This is a genomic window from Actinokineospora sp. NPDC004072 (assembly GCF_053604195.1).
The window spans coordinates 350,310-364,923 of sequence record NZ_JBSGHB010000005.1; the positions used below are offsets into that span (position 1 = coordinate 350,310).

Below are 14,614 nucleotides of genomic sequence, written 5' to 3' on the forward strand. Positions count from 1 at the left end.
GCTCATGCACGCGGGCCGCATCGGCCACCCGGTGCTGCTGCCCGACGGCCTGCACCCGGTCGCGCCCTCGCCGGTGCGGGCCGACGGCGCGGTCTACACCCACGAGGGCCTCAAGGATTTCGTCACCCCGCGCGTTGACCGACGCCGAGATCACCGCGACCGTCGCCGACTTCGCCGCCGCGGCCCGCAACGCCATCGACGCCGGGTTCGACGGTGTGGAGCTGCACGGCGCCAACGGCTACCTCATCCAGCAGTTCCTCGCCGAGAACACCAACCGGCGCACGGACGCCTGGGGCGGCTCGGTCGCCGGGCGCATCCGCTTCGCGGTCGAGGCGACCCGGGCCGTCGCCGACGCGATCGGGGCCCACCGGGTGGGGCTGCGGCTCTCGCCCGGCTCGACGTACAACGACATCGCCGAGGAATCCCCGGACATCACCTACCCGGCGCTGGTGGCGGAGCTGGCCCCGCTCGGCCTGGCCTACCTGCACGTCGTCGAGCGCGACCGGGAGCTGGCCCTGCGCCTGCGCAAGTCCTTCCCGGGCGCGTTCATCCTCAACCCGCACACCGGCGACCGCCCGACCGGGCACCCCGAGGTGGACCTCGTCGCCGACGGCGTGGCCGACATCGTCTCCTTCGGCGCCCTGTTCCTGGCCAACCCGGACCTGCCCGCCCGCCTGGCCCGCGGTGGCCCCTTCAACGAGCCCGACCCGTCCACCTACTACGGCGGCGGCACCCGCGGCTACCTCGACTACCCGGCCCTGGCCTAGCCCCGCTCCGGCCCCGCCCTCGACCTGGGGGCGGGGGCGGGGCCGCCCCGCGTCCGCCCAGCGGACAGGTATTGCACGCATGCGCATGTGACAATACTTTGGTCGCGGGCTGCGGGAGGAGCGGGCGATGGGCCACGGGCACGGGCATGCGCCGCGCAGCGCGTCCGGGCGGCTGGCCGGGCGGCTGTGGTGGGCCTTCGGCATCGGCGCGGTCGTGATGGCCGCCGAGTTCGCCGTGGGCGCGGCGACCTCGTCGCTGGCCCTGCTCTCCGACGCCGCGCACATGCTCACCGACGTCGTCGGCGTCGGGTTGGCGCTGGCGGCGATCACCGCGGCCCGGCGCGCAGTCCGCAAGCCCGACCGGACATTCGGCCTCTACCGGGCCGAGGTGCTGGCCGCCCTGGCCAACGCCGTCCTGCTCTTCGGCGTCGCCGGGTACGTGCTGGTCGAGGCCGTCGACCGGATCACCGACCCGCCGCGGGTCGCGGGGCTGCCGGTGCTGCTGACCGCCGCGGTCGGGCTGGTCGCCAACATCGCGGCGTTCCTGCTGCTGCGCGAGGGCGCGAAGGAGAGCATCAACGTCCGCGGGGCCTACCTGGAGGTCCTCGCCGACCTCGTCGGCTCGCTGGGCGTGCTGCTCAGCGCCGCCGCCACCCTCGCCTTCGGCTGGCACTACGCCGACGCGGCCGTCGGCGTCGCCATCGGCCTGTGGGTGCTGCCCCGCACGTGCGTCCTGGCCCGCCGCGCCCTGCGCATCCTGTTCCAGCACGCGCCCGAGGGCATCGACGTCGCCGAGTTGACCGCCCGGCTGGGCGCCCTGCCGGGCGTCACCGAGGTCCACGACCTGCACGTGTGGACGCTGACCAGCGGCATGGAGGTCGCCTCGGCGCACCTGGCCACCGACGGCGACCCGGGCGCGGTGCTCGCCGCCGCCCGCGACCTGCTCGCCACTGACTACGGCATCGACCACGCCACCTTGCAGGTGGAAGGCCCCGCCTACCGGTGCAGCCCGCAGTGGTGAGGGGCCGCGGGAAAGCTAGGGGAAGGGCAGGGGCTCGCCGCCGCGCTCGGCCAGCATCTCGCGCAGCAGGACCGTCTCGGCGTCCTGCGCCTGGGCGATCTTGTCGGCCAGCAGGCGCACGTAGTCGTTGGTGGCGTTGACCGCGGCGAAGCGGGCCATCTCCAGGCCGCCCAGGTGGTGGCGGAGCATCAACTGCAGGAAGTAGACGTCCAGCTCGCGGCCGGACAGCGACTTCAGCTTGGTCAGCTCCTCGGTGGTGGCCATGCCGGGCATCCGGGTGCTCCCGGACCCGCCCCCGCCGTGGCCGCCGTGGGTGGCGGTGGGCATCCAGCGCATGTGCGGCTCGCCCGGGGCGGGCAGCTCCGGCTGGTCCCACACCGCCAGCAGGGCGGCCAGGCGGCCGCTCTGCTCCAGCTGGGTGGACTCGATGTCGAAGGCCAGGCCGCTGACCTGCTCGTCGGTGCTGCGGTCGCGGGCCTGCCCGGCCATGGTGATCGCCTGCAGGTGGTGCACGCGCATGTCCTGGGCGAACCCGACGTCCACCGAGCCGGGGCCCGGGGTCGGCTCCGGCCGCACGACCCCGAGCGTGATCAGCATGCCGACCGCGGCGCCCACGAGGAGCACCGCGAGCGCGGCGATCGAGTAGACCGCCACGCGGCCGCCGGTCCGGCTCATTGCGATGGCTTGGCCGCCGTCGTGGTGGCGGGGGTCGTGGTGGCCGGGGCCGTGGTCGTGCCGGTCATCTCCGCCTCGGTGGTGGGCGGCACGATGCCGGTGCCGTCCATCTTCACCGCGTCGGCGCCCGGGGCCTCGGCCACGAACGGCGGCGGGTTGGCCGCGTCGAAGCCGATGCCGTTGGTGTCGCAGCGGCCGCCCGGCTCGGGGTTCTGGAAGCGGTTGGCCCGCAGCGAGCGGATGAACTGGTCGATGCGCTCGTCGTTGGGGTCGTCGAGCTTGAGCTGGTGGCCCCAGGACTGCAGCGAGATCGGCCGGTCCAGGCCGGGGTACGGCGACATCATCATGTGCGGCTGGCCCTCGACCTTGCCCTTGAGGGTGTCCAGCGCCGGGCCGCTGATCTTGTCGGGGTTGTAGGCGATCCACACCGCGCCGTGCTCCAGCGCGTGGACCATGTTCTCGTTGCGCACGGCGACCGGGTAGACGATGCCGGTGCAGTCGGCCCAGATGTTGTCGTGCGGACCGCCGAACGGCGGGGTCTGGTCGTAGGCGACCCGCTGGTCGGGGTTGACGTGCTGGCTGCCCGCGTACTCGACCTTCACCACGCCGTCGATGTTCTGCGAGGGGTCCTGGTTGTCCTCGGATACGGTGAATTCCTTCACCGAGTCAATCTGCATGTAGGCGTAGCCGAAGACGCCGACGGCGATGAGCACGACGGCGGTGACCGCGGCGATCATGCCCCAGGGCGGTCCCTTCTTCGAGACGACGGAGGCGCGAGCGGCCTTGAGCGCGGCCTTGCCGCCTTTGTTCCTGGTCTTGTTGGCCATGCCCGTCCTCGGGTCTCGGGACACCGGTTGCGTCGGTCAGTTTAGGGTCGGGGTGTTTTGTTCCCGTCAACCGCCTTGCACGGCCGTGACCGGAACGGCGTCCGGGCCGGGCGGCTCGGCGACGAACGGCGGCGGGTCGTTCTCGTCGAAGTGGTCCGGACCCAGGCCCATGCAGCTCGCGCCCGGTTCCGGGGCCAGCTCGGGGTTGGCGCGCACGGCCGCGGCGAAGCGGTCGATCCGCTGGTCGTCCACGGTGTCGACGGCCAGCTGCCTGCCCCAGGACTGCACCGACACGGCGCTCTCCTGGCCGGGGAAGGGCGACATCACCATGTACGGCTGGCCCTCCACCCGCCGGGCGAGCGCGGCCAGCTCGACGCCTTTCACCCGTTCGGGGTCATAGGTGATCCACACCGCGCCGTGCTCCATCGAGTGGACGAAGTGCTCGGTGCGGACCGGCACGGTGAAGACGCTGCCCATGCACGGCGCCCAGAAGGAGTCGTGCGCGCCGCCCAGGGGTGGCAGGCGGTCGTAGGCGACGCGCTGCGGGGCGTCGACGTGCGCGCTGCCCGCCCGGTAGTCGATCCGCAGGACGCCGTCGATGCCCTCGGTCGGGTCGCCAGCCGGGGCGTCGCCGTGCCCCGGGTCGCCCGCTTCGCCCTGGTCGGACTGCTTCGGCGGGCTGACCGGCACACCGGGGACGGACGATCCGCACGCCGTCAGCAGCAGGGCCGCGAGCACCGCGGGGACCGCGCGCGTGCGCGAAGGCAAGACCATGCCCGCAGAGTCTAGGGTCCGGTGAACGCGCTGGTGACGGCTCCCTAGACTTGGCGGTCGTGACCCCTGCTGCCCTCGCCGATGCCGTCCGCGCTGCCGCCGTGCGGGTCCTGCGCGACCGCGGCGCCGACGCGGGGCTCGTCCCGGCCGCCGTCACCGTCGAGCGGCCCCGCAACCCCGAGCACGGCGACTACGCCACCAACGTGGCCATGCAGGTCGCCAAGCGCGCGGGCGTGGCCCCCCGCGACCTCGCGGGCTGGCTGGTCGAGGCGCTGGCCGCGGTGCCGGGGATCGCCTCGGCCGAGGTCGCCGGGCCGGGCTTCATCAACATCCGGCTCGCCGCGGCGGCCCAGGGCGCGATCGTCGCCCAGGTGCTGGCGGCGGGGGCGGACTACGGCCGCGGCGACGCGCTGGCCGGGCGCCGGGTGAACCTGGAGTTCGTCAGCGCCAACCCGACCGGCCCGCTGCACCTGGGCGGCACCCGCTGGGCGGCCGTCGGCGACGCGCTGGGCCGGGTGCTCGCCTTCCAGGGCGCGGCGGTGACCAGGGAGTACTACTTCAACGACGCGGGCGCCCAGATCGACCGGTTCGTCCGCTCGCTGCTGGCCGCCGCGCGCGGCGAGCCGACCCCCGAGGACGGCTACGCGGGCGCCTACATCGGCGACATCGCCGCCGCGGTGCTGCGCGCCGAGCCGGGCGCGCTGGCCGCCGACGACCCGGCCGAGGTGTTCCGCCGCGTCGGCGTCGGGATGATGTTCGAGCAGATCAAGGCCAGCCTGCACGCCTTCAAGACCGACTTCGACGTCTACTTCCACGAGGACTCCCTGCACGCATCGGGCGCGGTGGCCGAGGCGGTCGAGAAGCTGAAGGTGTCGGGGGCGCTCTACCTGCGCGACGACGCCTGGTGGCTGCGCTCGACGGAGTACGGCGACGACAAGGACCGGGTCGTCATCAAGAGCGACGGCGAGCCCGCCTACATCGCAGGCGACATCGCCTACTTCCAGGACAAGCGCGCCCGCGGCTTCGACCTGTGCCTGTACCTGCTGGGCGCCGACCACCACGGCTACGTGGCCCGGCTCAAGGCCGCCGCGGCGGCGCTGGGCGACGACCCGGGCGCCGTCGAGGTCCTCATCGGACAGCTCGTCAACCTGGTCAGCGGGGGCAAGCCGCTGCGGATGAGCAAGCGCGCGGGCACCGTGATCACGATGGAGGACCTGGTGGACGCCGTGGGCGTCGACGCCGCGCGGTACGCGCTCATCCGGTCGTCTGTCGATTCCACAGTGGACATCGATCTGGACCTGTGGGCCAAGCGTGGCAACGACAACCCGGTGTACTACGTGCAGTACGCCCACGCCCGCCTCGCGTCGCTGATGCGCGGCGCCGACGACCTCGGCGTGCGGGCCGACGGGGCCGACCTCGGCCTGCTCGACCACGAGCGCGAGGGCGAGCTCATCCGCACGATCGGCGAGTTCCCGCGCGTGGTGGCCACCGCCGCCGAGCTGCGCGAGCCGCACCGGGTCGCCCGGTACCTGGAGGAGCTGGCCGGGGCCTACCACCGGTTCCACGACGCCTGCCGGGTCCTGCCGCAGGGCGACGAGGAGCCCGGCCCGCGCCACAGCGCCCGCCTCGCGCTGTGCACCGCGGCCCGGCAGACCCTGGCCAACGGCCTCGGCCTGCTCGGCGTCGCCGCCCCTGAACGCATGTGACCTGGAGCTGACATGAGGGCACACCCGGCAGGCCCCCGCCACGCCGAGATCCTGCCGCCGAGCACCATCGCCGTCGCCCGCCCGGGCGGCCCGGCCGAGCTGGACGAGCTGCACCCGCAGGTGTGGCCGCGCACCGCCGCCCGCGGGGCGGACGGGGCCGTCCGCATCGGCGGGGTCGACGTGCGCGAGCTGGCCGAGACCTACGGCACGCCGCTGTTCGTCGTCGACGAGGACGACTTCCGCTCGCGCTGCCGCGAGCACGCGCGCGCCTTCGGCGACCCGGCGAACGTGCACTACGCGGGCAAGGCGTTCCTCAGCGTCGAGATCGCCCGCTGGGTGGCCGACGAGGGGCTGGGCCTGGACGTGGCCAGCGGCGGCGAGCTGGCCGTGGCGCTGCGCGCGGACTTCCCGGCCGAGCGGATCACCTTCCACGGCAACAACAAGTCCACCGCCGAGCTGGCCGCCGCGCTGGACGCGGGCGTCGGCAGCGTGGTGGTCGACTCCTTCCAGGAGATCGCCCGGCTGGACAAGCTGGCCCGCGACCGCGGCGTCCGGGCCCCGGTCCTGGTCCGGGTGACCGTCGGGGTCGAGGCGCACACCCACGAGTTCATCGCCACCGCGCACGAGGACCAGAAGTTCGGCTTCTCCCTGGCAGGCGGCGCGGCGGCCGAGGCGTGCGCGCGGGTGCTCAAGAGCGACGGGCTGGCGCTGGTCGGCCTGCACAGCCACATCGGCTCGCAGATCTTCGACGCCGACGGCTTCGCGGTGGCCGCCCACCGGGTGATCGGGCTGCTCGCGGAGCTGCACCGCGCGCACGGGTCCGACGCGCTGGCCGAGCTGACCACCGTCGACCTCGGCGGCGGCCTGGGCATCGCCTACACCGCCGCCGACGACCCGCCGCCGCCCGCCTGGCTGGCCGAGCAGCTGCGCGCCGTCGTCACCAAGGAGTGCGAGCAGGAGGGGCTGGCCGTGCCCCGGGTGGCCGTCGAGCCGGGCCGGGCCATCGTCGGGCCGGGCACGGTGACCCTCTACGAGGTCGGCACCACCAAGGACGTCACCGTCGGCCACGGCGCGGTCCGCCGCTACGTCAGCGTCGACGGCGGGATGAGCGACAACATCCGCACGGCCCTGTACGACGCGGTCTACGACACCCGCCTGGTGTCCCGCTCGGCGGGGGAGGGCGGGCAGGCCACCGGCGCAACCCTGTCCCGCGTAGTGGGCAAGCACTGCGAGTCCGGGGACGTGGTGGTGCGAGACTGCTGGCTGCCGGAGAATCTGGCCCCCGGCGACCTGCTCGCCGTGGCCGCGACCGGCGCGTACTGCTACTCGATGGCCAGCAACTACAACCGGTTGCCCCGGCCCGCGGTGGTCGCGGTGCGCGACGGCGCGGCGCGGCTGCTGCTGCGCCGGGAGACCGTGGACGACCTGCTGCGCCTGGAGGTGCCGTGATCGAGGCCGCTGAACCCATCCGCGTCGCGCTGCTCGGTTGCGGGACGGTGGGCACGGAGATCGTCCGCCTGCTGACCGCGCAGGCGGACGACCTCGCGGCCCGGGTGGGGGCGCCGGTGGAGCTGGCGGGCATCGCCGTCCGCCGGGCGAACAAGGCCCGGCCGGGCGTGCCCGCCCACCTGCTGACCACCGACCCAGCCGAGCTGGTGACCCGCGACGACGTGGACGTGGTGGTCGAGGTCGTCGGCGGCATCGATCCGACCAGGGAGTGGCTGCTGGCCGCGCTCAAAGCGGGCAAATCGGTGGTCACGGCCAACAAGGCGCTGCTGGCCGAGCACGCGGGCGACTTGTTCGCCGCCGCCGACGCCAGCGGCGCGGACCTGTACTTCGAGGCGGCTGTCGCCGGGGCCATCCCGCTGCTGCGCCCGCTGCGCGAGTCCCTGGCGGGCGACCGGATAACCCGGGTCATGGGCATCGTCAACGGCACCACCAACTTCATCCTCTCGGCGATGGACGAGACCGGGGCCGGGTACGCCGAGACGCTGGACGAGGCCGCCCGGCTGGGCTACGCCGAGGCCGACCCGACCGCCGACGTCGAGGGCTACGACGCCGCGTCCAAGGCCGCGATCCTGGCCTCCATCGCCTTCCACACCCGGGTCACCGCGGGCCAGGTGCACCGCGAGGGCATCACCGCGGTCACCCCGGCCGACGTGGCCGCCGCCCGCGCCCTGGGCCGCACGATCAAGCTGCTGGCGATCTGCGAGCGCGTCGCTGGCCCCGACGGCGAGGCCGTCGCGGTGCGCGTGCACCCGGCGATGATCCCGCGCTCGCACCCCCTGGCCGGGGTGAACGGCGCGTTCAACGCGGTGTTCGTCGAGGCGGACGCCGCGGGCCAGCTCATGTTCTACGGACGAGGCGCCGGTGGTGCACCCACCGCCAGCGCCGTCCTCGGCGACCTGGTGGCGGTAGCCCGCAACCGGGTCGTCGGCGGGCGGGGTCCGCGCGAGTCGGCTTACGCCGACCTGCCGGTCCGACCCATCGCGCAGGCCGCGACCAGGTACCACATCAGCCTGGACGTGGCCGACCGCGCGGGCGTGCTGGCGGCCGTGGCCGCCGTGTTCGCCCAGCACGAGGTGAGCATCGCCGCCGTGCGCCAGGAGGGGCGCTCGGCCGACGCGAGCCTGGTCATCGTCACCCACTCCGCGCCGGACGCGGCCCTGAGGTCCACTGTGGACAAGATTGCCGGGCTGCCGTTCGTGCACGAGGTCGTGAGCGTGATGCGGGTCGAAGGCGAGGAGCTATGACCGTCCCCACCGACGTGCGGCCGGGCTGGCCGGGCATCATCCGGGCCTACCCCAGCCGGATCTCGGTGCCCCCGGGCGCCGAGGTCATCACCCTGGGGGAGGGCAACACACCGCTGCTGCCCGCCCCGCACCTGTCCGAGCTGACCGGGGCGCAGGTCTACCTCAAGACCGAGGGCGTCAACCCCACCGGCTCGTTCAAGGACCGCGGCATGACCGTGGCCGTCACCCACGCCAAGGCGATCGGGCGCGAGGCCGTCATCTGCGCCTCCACCGGCAACACCTCGGCGTCGGCGGCCGCCTACGCCGCCCGCGCGGGCCTGGCCTGCGCGGTCCTGGTGCCCACCGGCAAGATCGCGCTGGGCAAGCTGGCCCAGGCCGTGGCCTACGGCGCCCGCATCCTGCAGATCCAGGGCAACTTCGACGACTGCCTCGAACTGGCCCAGAAGACCGCGGCCGAGTACCCCATCGAGCTGGTGAACTCCGTCAACCCGGTGCGGCTGATCGGGCAGCGCACGGTCGCCTGGGAGGTCTGCGACGTGCTGGGCCGCGCGCCCGACGTGCACTGCCTGCCGGTGGGCAACGCGGGCAACATCACCGCGGCCTGGCAGGGCTACAAGACCTACGCCCAGGACGGGGTGGTCGACGCCCGCCCGCGCATGTTCGGCTTCCAGGCCGCGGGCGCCGCGCCGATCGTGCGCGGCGAGCCGGTGCCCAACCCCGAGACCATCGCCACCGCGATCCGGGTCGGCAGCCCGGCGTCCTGGGCGGGCGCGGTCGCCGCGCGCGAGGAGTCCGGCGGGCTCATCGACGCGGTGACCGACGAGGAGATCCTGGCCGCCTACCGGCTGCTGTCGACCCGCGAGGGCGTGTTCGTCGAGCCCGCGTCGGCGGCCTCGGTCGCGGGCCTGCTCAAGACCGCCGCGGACGGGCGGCTCCCGCGCGGGGCGACCGTCGTGTGCACGGTGACCGGCCACGGGCTCAAGGACCCCGACACCGCGCTGTCCGGCGTGGCCGAGGTCGAGCCGGTGCCGGTGGACGCCACCGCGGTGGCCGCGGCGCTGGAACTGGCGTGAGCGCGGGCGTCCGGGTCCGCGTCCCGGCATCCACGGCCAACCTCGGGTCCGGCTTCGACGCGCTGGGCATGGCGCTGGGCCGCTACGACGAGATCGTCGTGCGGCCCGCCGCCGCCACCTCGGTCCGGGTGCGCGGGGAGGGCGCCGACGAGGTCGCCCTCGACGAGCGGCACCTGGTGCTGCGGGCGCTGCGGGCGGCGGCGGCCAAGCTCGGCGCCGACCCCGGCCCGGTGGAGCTGACCTGCGACAACACCATCCCGCACGCGCGCGGGCTGGGCTCGTCGGCGGCGGCCATCGTCGCCGGGATCGCCGCGGCCTACGGCCTGGCCGGGCGCGCGCTGGACGCCGAGGCGCTGCACCTGGCTGCGGAGTTCGAGGGCCACGCCGACAACGTCGCCGCGAGCCTGCTCGGCGGGCTCGTCGTGGCCTGGCAGGACGCCGAGGGCTTCCGGGCCCAGCGCCTGGAGCCGCACCCGGACCTGCGGGCGACCGCGATCGTCCCGGCCACCCGCTCGGACACCCACGTCACCCGCGGCCTGCTGCCCGCCGCCGTCCCGCACGCCGACGCCGCCTTCGCCGCAGGCCGGGCCGCGCTGGCCGTGCACGCGCTCACCGCGGCCCCGGAGCTGCTGCTGCCCGCGACCGCCGACCGCCTGCACCAGGACTACCGCGAAGCCGCCTACCCTGCGACGTTGCGCCTGGTGCGCGACCTGCGCGAGCGGGGCGTCGCCGCGGTGGTGTCCGGGGCGGGGCCGACCGTGCTGGCGCTGTCCACCGCGGATGAGCTGCCGGAGGGTCTGGACTTGGCCGGATTCGCGGTGTGGCCGCTCGGAATAGACCGGGTCGGCGTGGTTGTTGAGGCTGTGTGACGGTGTCGTCATCTGCTCGCAATCTTGCGGTGACGGACATCACCGATCAGCGTCACGATTCGTGCGACGCGCTGTAAGGCGGTTGTTGCACCTTGCGTGACGGGCGTCTACCCTCGGGGGCGTTCAGTCACCGCGCGCACGGGCGCCCGGTGTCGTTCCCGGGAAATTGCTCCGGGCCGCATCATCTGCCGAAGATCTCGGTTCTGCCTACGCCGGATCGGGGATGGCAGGTACCCGACGACCGTGGTGACCAGATGCTCCCCAACAGCGACCGCGTCGCGCGATGGGCCGGGGAAACTGGCCGCCGTCGCGTCGGGTGCGCGCCGCCGATGGGGAGAACGGCCGCTTCGCGTTCCGTCGGGCGGCGGTCCGCTGGTCCACGTAGGAGGCGGGGGCCGGTCAGGAAGGACATGTGTGAGCAATACCGATCTACTGAGCAGTGACAGCGCTGCGGAGACCCCGGAGTCCGGCGCGAAGCGCAACGGCGGGGCGCCGCGCAAGCGGGCGGGGCTGTCCGGCATGGTGCTCCCCGAGCTGCGGGAACTCGCCGGTCAGCTGGGCATCACCGGAATCGCGGGCATGCGCAAGGGCGACCTGATCGCGGCCATCAAGGAGCGGCAGGGGGGTGCGGCGGCGCCTGCGCCGCAGGAGCTCCCGCTCAACGGCGCGGCCGACGCGCCTGCCAAGGCGGAGGCCCCGGCGAAGGAGGCCCCCGCGGCCGAGGAGGCCCCGCGGCGGGAGAACCGCCGCCGCCGGGCCGTGGTCCGGCCCGCGGGCAGCCCGGACAAGGCGGTGGCCGCCGAGGCGGCCGCGCCGGCCGAGGCGCCTGCGCAGCAGGCCCCGGCCGAGGAGCCGCGCCCCGAGCGCCAGCAGGGCGACGGCCAGGGCCGCCGGGAGCGCCAGCGCGAGCGGGGCGAGCGGTCCGAGCGCGGTGACCGGGGTGACCGGTCCGAGCGCGGTGACCGGGGCGAGCGCCAGGAGCGCGACCGCGACCGGGGCCGCCAGGACAGCCGCGGCCAGCAGCAGTCCCACCGGGTCGACGACGACGATGACGACGACGAGCGCGGCGGTCGCCGCGGTCGCCGCTTCCGCGACCGCCGCAGGCGCGGTGGGCGCGGCGAGGGCGGTGGCGGGCAGAACGACACCGAGGTCCGCGAGGACGACGTGCTGCTGCCGGTCGCCGGTGTGCTCGACGTGCTGGAGAACTACGCCTTCGTGCGCACCTCCGGCTACCTGTCGGGCCCCAACGACGTCTACGTGTCGCTGTCGCTGGTCCGCAAGTACGGCCTGCGCCGCGGCGACGCCATCACCGGCCTGGTCCGCCAGCCGCGCGAGGGCGAGCAGCAGCGGCAGAAGTTCAACCCGCTGGTGCGGGTGGAGACGATCAACGGCCTGGAGCCCGACGGCGCCCGCAACCGGCCCGAGTTCACCAAGCTGACCGCGCTCTACCCGAACGAGCGCCTGCGCCTGGAGACCGAGCCGCACATCCTCACCACGCGCGTCATCGACCTGGTGATGCCGCTGGGCAAGGGGCAGCGCGCGCTGATCGTCTCGCCGCCGAAGGCGGGCAAGACCTCGGTGCTGCAGGCGATCGCCAACGCGATCACCACCAACAACCCCGAGTGCTACCTGATGGTCGTGCTCGTGGACGAGCGGCCTGAAGAGGTCACCGACATGCAGCGGTCGGTGAAGGGCGAGGTCATCGCCTCCACCTTCGACCGCCCGCCGGGCGACCACACCACCGTGGCCGAGCTGTCCATCGAGCGCGCCAAGCGCCTGGTGGAGATGGGCCACGACGTGGTCGTGCTGCTGGACTCGATCACCCGCCTGGGCCGCGCGTACAACCTGGCCGCCCCGGCGTCCGGGCGCATCCTGTCCGGTGGTGTCGACTCGACCGCGCTGTACCCGCCGAAGCGCTTCCTGGGCGCGGCGCGCAACATCGAGAACGGCGGCTCCCTGACGATCATCGCCACCGCCCTGGTGGAGACCGGCTCCGCGGCCGACACGGTGATCTTCGAGGAGTTCAAGGGCACCGGCAACGCCGAGCTCAAGCTGGACCGCAAGATCGCCGACAAGCGGACCTTCCCGGCCGTGGACGTCGACCAGTCCAGCACCCGCAAGGAGGAGCTGCTGCTCTCGCCCGACGAGCTGGCGGTCACCGTCAAGCTGCGCCGGGTCCTGCACGCCCTGGACAGCCAGGCCGCGATCGAGCTGCTGCTCGACCGGCTGCGCAAGTCCCGCACCAACATCGAGTTCCTGATGCAGGTGGCCAAGACGACGCCGTCGCAGCACGACGACTGAGGCTGGCTTGGCGGAGAGGCCGCCCCGGACCACCCGGGGCGGCCTCTCTTCGGCCTTGATCCATACCGATATGGGTATGTATCGTGGTGCGCATGGCACGGGCAGCGACCACGACAGACGCCTTCAACGCGGTGGCCGAGCCCCGGCGGCGGCAGATCCTCGACCTGCTGGCCGCGGGGGAGCGGTCGGTCACCGACCTGGTCGCCGCTCTGGGCATCGTCCAACCGCTGGTGTCCAAGCACCTGCGCGTCCTGCGCGAGGTCGGCCTGGTGGACGTGCGCGAGGAGGGCAGGCAGCGCCTGTACCGCCTCAACGGCCACCCGCTCAAACCCATCTTCGACTGGGTGAAGACCTACGAACGCACGTGGACGGCCCGCTTCGACCTCATGGAATCCGTTATCGACGAGCTGAAGGAGCAGGAAGATGGCGACCACGACTAAGGGCACCGCCGTGGTGACCCTCCCGGCGCCCGACCAGATCTGCATCACCCGCGAGTTCAACGCCCCAGCCCACCTGGTCTACCGCGCCTACACCGAGCCGGCCCTGATCCGCCGCTGGTGGCACGCCAACCGCGGAGTCATGACGGTCTGCGACGTCGACCTCCGCGTCAACGGCACCTGGCGCTACGCGATGAACACCCCCGATGGCGTCGAGGTCGCCTTCCACGGCACCTACCGCGAAATCCTCCCCAACGAACGCCTCGTCTACACCGAGCTCTACGAGGGCGCCCCAGACGTCACCGAAGCGGACGCCGCCATCATCACCGCCACCTTTAAGGAACACGCCGCCCACACCACCGTCACCCTCCTAATCCACCACACCCTCCCCGACCACCGCGACGCCCACATCAACTCCGGCATGGAACCCGGCATGCAAGACGCGATGGACATGCTGGAGCAGCTCGCCACCACCTTGACCTGAGTCGGTAGGGGATGGGGGGAGAGGGCATGGAGGAGGGAGGCAGGGGGAGCGGGCGGAAGGAGGCGGGGGAAAGCGGACAGGGGGAGAAACAGGGCGGAGGCAGGCAGGGGGAGGCGAGCCGAGGGGCGGGCAGGGGAAGCGGGGGGAGGGAGCCGGGCAGGGGGGAGGCGGACAGAGGCGAGAGGGAAGTGGAGGGGAGACGGGCAGGGGGAGACCGGGAGGTGCTGAGACAGGGGGGCGGGCAGTGCGGAGGCAGCGGGCCGGAGGCAGGCAGCAGCGGCGACGGACAGGGAGACGGCCGAGCGGAGAAGGGCAGAGGCCGAGAGGAGGTGGAGGAAAGACCGGGCGGAACCCGAGCGCGCGACGGAAGTGACGAAGACGGCGAGGGCCCGAACGCGGAGAGGGAAGCCGACGAAGACCACGGGGCCCGAGCGCGAGGGGAGCGGAGGCAGCGAGGCGAGCCCCGAACGCGGACGGAAGCGGACGAGGATGCCCGAGGCCCGAAGCGCGGGGATGGAAGCCGGAGGGAGACGGCGGGGCCCGAGCGCGGAGAGGGAAGCCGGAGGGGGACAGCGGGGCCCGAGCGCGGGGACGGAAGCCGGAGGGGGACAGCGGGGCCCGAGCGCGGCGACGGAAGCCGGAGGCAGACGGCACGAGCCGAGTGCGGCGAGGGAGGCGGAGGGACACGGCGGGACCGGGAATCGAGTGCGGAGAGGGAAGCGGACGAAGACGGCGGAATCGAGCGGAGACGGAAGCGGAGGGGACGGCGGAAGTCGAGCGTGGAGACGCGGAGGTGAAGGGGACCGCCCACCCAACGCAACGCGCCTCAGTTGTCTGTCCGATGGGGTGAACTCGCCTTCGTGGGGAGCGAAGCACCGCTACCCTCGCCGGGCGTGGACGGGCCTGCCCGCTCCGCCCTTCTCCACG

General features: G+C 73.7%; 13 protein-coding genes. 10 read left to right on the plus strand and 3 right to left on the minus strand.

What is annotated here, in order from left to right; genetic code table 11:
• Positions 1–134 precede the first annotated feature (134 nt).
• Together ACWEPX_RS10670 and ACWEPX_RS10675 are read left to right on the plus strand one after the other, a co-directional pair.
• Positions 135–767: an oxidoreductase gene (locus tag ACWEPX_RS10670; protein WP_451896866.1), complete on the plus strand. Its 633-nt coding sequence runs from the start codon at positions 135–137 to the stop codon at positions 765–767.
• Positions 768–894: 127 nt separating this feature from the next.
• Positions 895–1,788, plus strand: coding sequence for a cation diffusion facilitator family transporter (locus ACWEPX_RS10675; protein ID WP_451896867.1), 894 nt, complete (start codon positions 895–897; stop codon positions 1,786–1,788).
• 15 nt (positions 1,789–1,803) lie between these two features.
• On the opposite strand, the gene ACWEPX_RS10680 is transcribed toward ACWEPX_RS10675, so the two are convergent.
• From ACWEPX_RS10680 to ACWEPX_RS10690, 3 genes are all read right to left on the minus strand, one after another.
• Complete coding sequence (locus ACWEPX_RS10680; protein WP_451896868.1) at positions 1,804–2,463, minus strand: DUF305 domain-containing protein; 660 nt, start codon at positions 2,461–2,463, stop codon at positions 1,804–1,806.
• On the minus strand, positions 2,460–3,290 hold the full coding sequence (locus ACWEPX_RS10685; RefSeq protein WP_451896869.1) for a DUF3105 domain-containing protein: 831 nt from the start codon (positions 3,288–3,290) through the stop codon (positions 2,460–2,462). The genes ACWEPX_RS10680 and ACWEPX_RS10685 overlap by 4 nt, the downstream gene beginning before the upstream one ends.
• 66 nt (positions 3,291–3,356) lie before the next feature.
• The gene (locus tag ACWEPX_RS10690) at positions 3,357–4,064 is read right to left on the minus strand and encodes a DUF3105 domain-containing protein (protein WP_451896870.1); all 708 of its coding nucleotides are present in this window, start codon (positions 4,062–4,064) and stop codon (positions 3,357–3,359) included.
• Between the two features lie 59 nt (positions 4,065–4,123).
• Between ACWEPX_RS10690 and argS the strand changes: the two genes are divergently transcribed.
• The 8 genes from argS to ACWEPX_RS10730 all read left to right on the plus strand — a co-directional run bounded on the left by argS (position 4,124) and on the right by ACWEPX_RS10730 (position 13,687).
• Positions 4,124–5,770: an arginine--tRNA ligase gene (gene argS, locus ACWEPX_RS10695; protein ID WP_451896871.1), complete on the plus strand. Its 1,647-nt coding sequence runs from the start codon at positions 4,124–4,126 to the stop codon at positions 5,768–5,770.
• 12 nt (positions 5,771–5,782) lie between these two features.
• Positions 5,783–7,219 carry a diaminopimelate decarboxylase gene (gene lysA, locus ACWEPX_RS10700; protein WP_451896872.1) on the plus strand — a complete coding sequence of 479 codons (1,437 nt, stop codon included), beginning with the start codon at positions 5,783–5,785 and terminating at the stop codon, positions 7,217–7,219.
• Positions 7,216–8,523: a homoserine dehydrogenase gene (locus ACWEPX_RS10705; protein WP_451896873.1), complete on the plus strand. Its 1,308-nt coding sequence runs from the start codon at positions 7,216–7,218 to the stop codon at positions 8,521–8,523. Before lysA ends, ACWEPX_RS10705 begins: the two co-directional genes overlap by 4 nt.
• A complete protein-coding gene (thrC, locus tag ACWEPX_RS10710; RefSeq protein ID WP_451896874.1) occupies positions 8,520–9,596 on the plus strand; it encodes a threonine synthase in 1,077 nt (358 codons plus the stop codon). Before ACWEPX_RS10705 ends, thrC begins: the two co-directional genes overlap by 4 nt.
• The gene (gene thrB, locus ACWEPX_RS10715; protein WP_451896875.1) at positions 9,593–10,465 is read left to right on the plus strand and encodes a homoserine kinase; all 873 of its coding nucleotides are present in this window, start codon (positions 9,593–9,595) and stop codon (positions 10,463–10,465) included. The genes thrC and thrB overlap by 4 nt, the downstream gene beginning before the upstream one ends.
• A 414-nt stretch (positions 10,466–10,879) precedes the next feature.
• The gene (gene rho, locus ACWEPX_RS10720) at positions 10,880–12,766 is read left to right on the plus strand and encodes a transcription termination factor Rho (RefSeq protein ID WP_451896876.1); all 1,887 of its coding nucleotides are present in this window, start codon (positions 10,880–10,882) and stop codon (positions 12,764–12,766) included.
• A 92-nt stretch (positions 12,767–12,858) separates the two neighbouring features.
• Positions 12,859–13,206 carry an ArsR/SmtB family transcription factor gene (locus ACWEPX_RS10725; RefSeq protein WP_451896877.1) on the plus strand — a complete coding sequence of 116 codons (348 nt, stop codon included), beginning with the start codon at positions 12,859–12,861 and terminating at the stop codon, positions 13,204–13,206.
• Complete coding sequence (locus ACWEPX_RS10730; protein WP_451896878.1) at positions 13,190–13,687, plus strand: SRPBCC family protein; 498 nt, start codon at positions 13,190–13,192, stop codon at positions 13,685–13,687. The genes ACWEPX_RS10725 and ACWEPX_RS10730 overlap by 17 nt, the downstream gene beginning before the upstream one ends.
• Positions 13,688–14,614: the final 927 nt, after the last annotated feature.

Bases quoted from the DNA above. Each gene is read 5' to 3' on its own strand.
- ACWEPX_RS10675 (WP_451896867.1), top strand. From the start codon at position 895: ATGGGCCACGGGCACGGGCATGCGCCGCGCAGCGCGTCCGGGCGGCTG.
- ACWEPX_RS10680 (WP_451896868.1), bottom strand. From the start codon at position 2,463: ATGAGCCGGACCGGCGGCCGCGTGGCGGTCTACTCGATCGCCGCGCTC.
- ACWEPX_RS10685 (WP_451896869.1), bottom strand. From the start codon at position 3,290: ATGGCCAACAAGACCAGGAACAAAGGCGGCAAGGCCGCGCTCAAGGCC.
- ACWEPX_RS10690 (WP_451896870.1), bottom strand. From the start codon at position 4,064: ATGGTCTTGCCTTCGCGCACGCGCGCGGTCCCCGCGGTGCTCGCGGCC.
- lysA (WP_451896872.1), top strand. From the start codon at position 5,783: ATGAGGGCACACCCGGCAGGCCCCCGCCACGCCGAGATCCTGCCGCCG.
- thrC (WP_451896874.1), top strand. From the start codon at position 8,520: ATGACCGTCCCCACCGACGTGCGGCCGGGCTGGCCGGGCATCATCCGG.
- ACWEPX_RS10725 (WP_451896877.1), top strand. From the start codon at position 12,859: ATGGCACGGGCAGCGACCACGACAGACGCCTTCAACGCGGTGGCCGAG.
- ACWEPX_RS10730 (WP_451896878.1), top strand. From the start codon at position 13,190: ATGGCGACCACGACTAAGGGCACCGCCGTGGTGACCCTCCCGGCGCCC.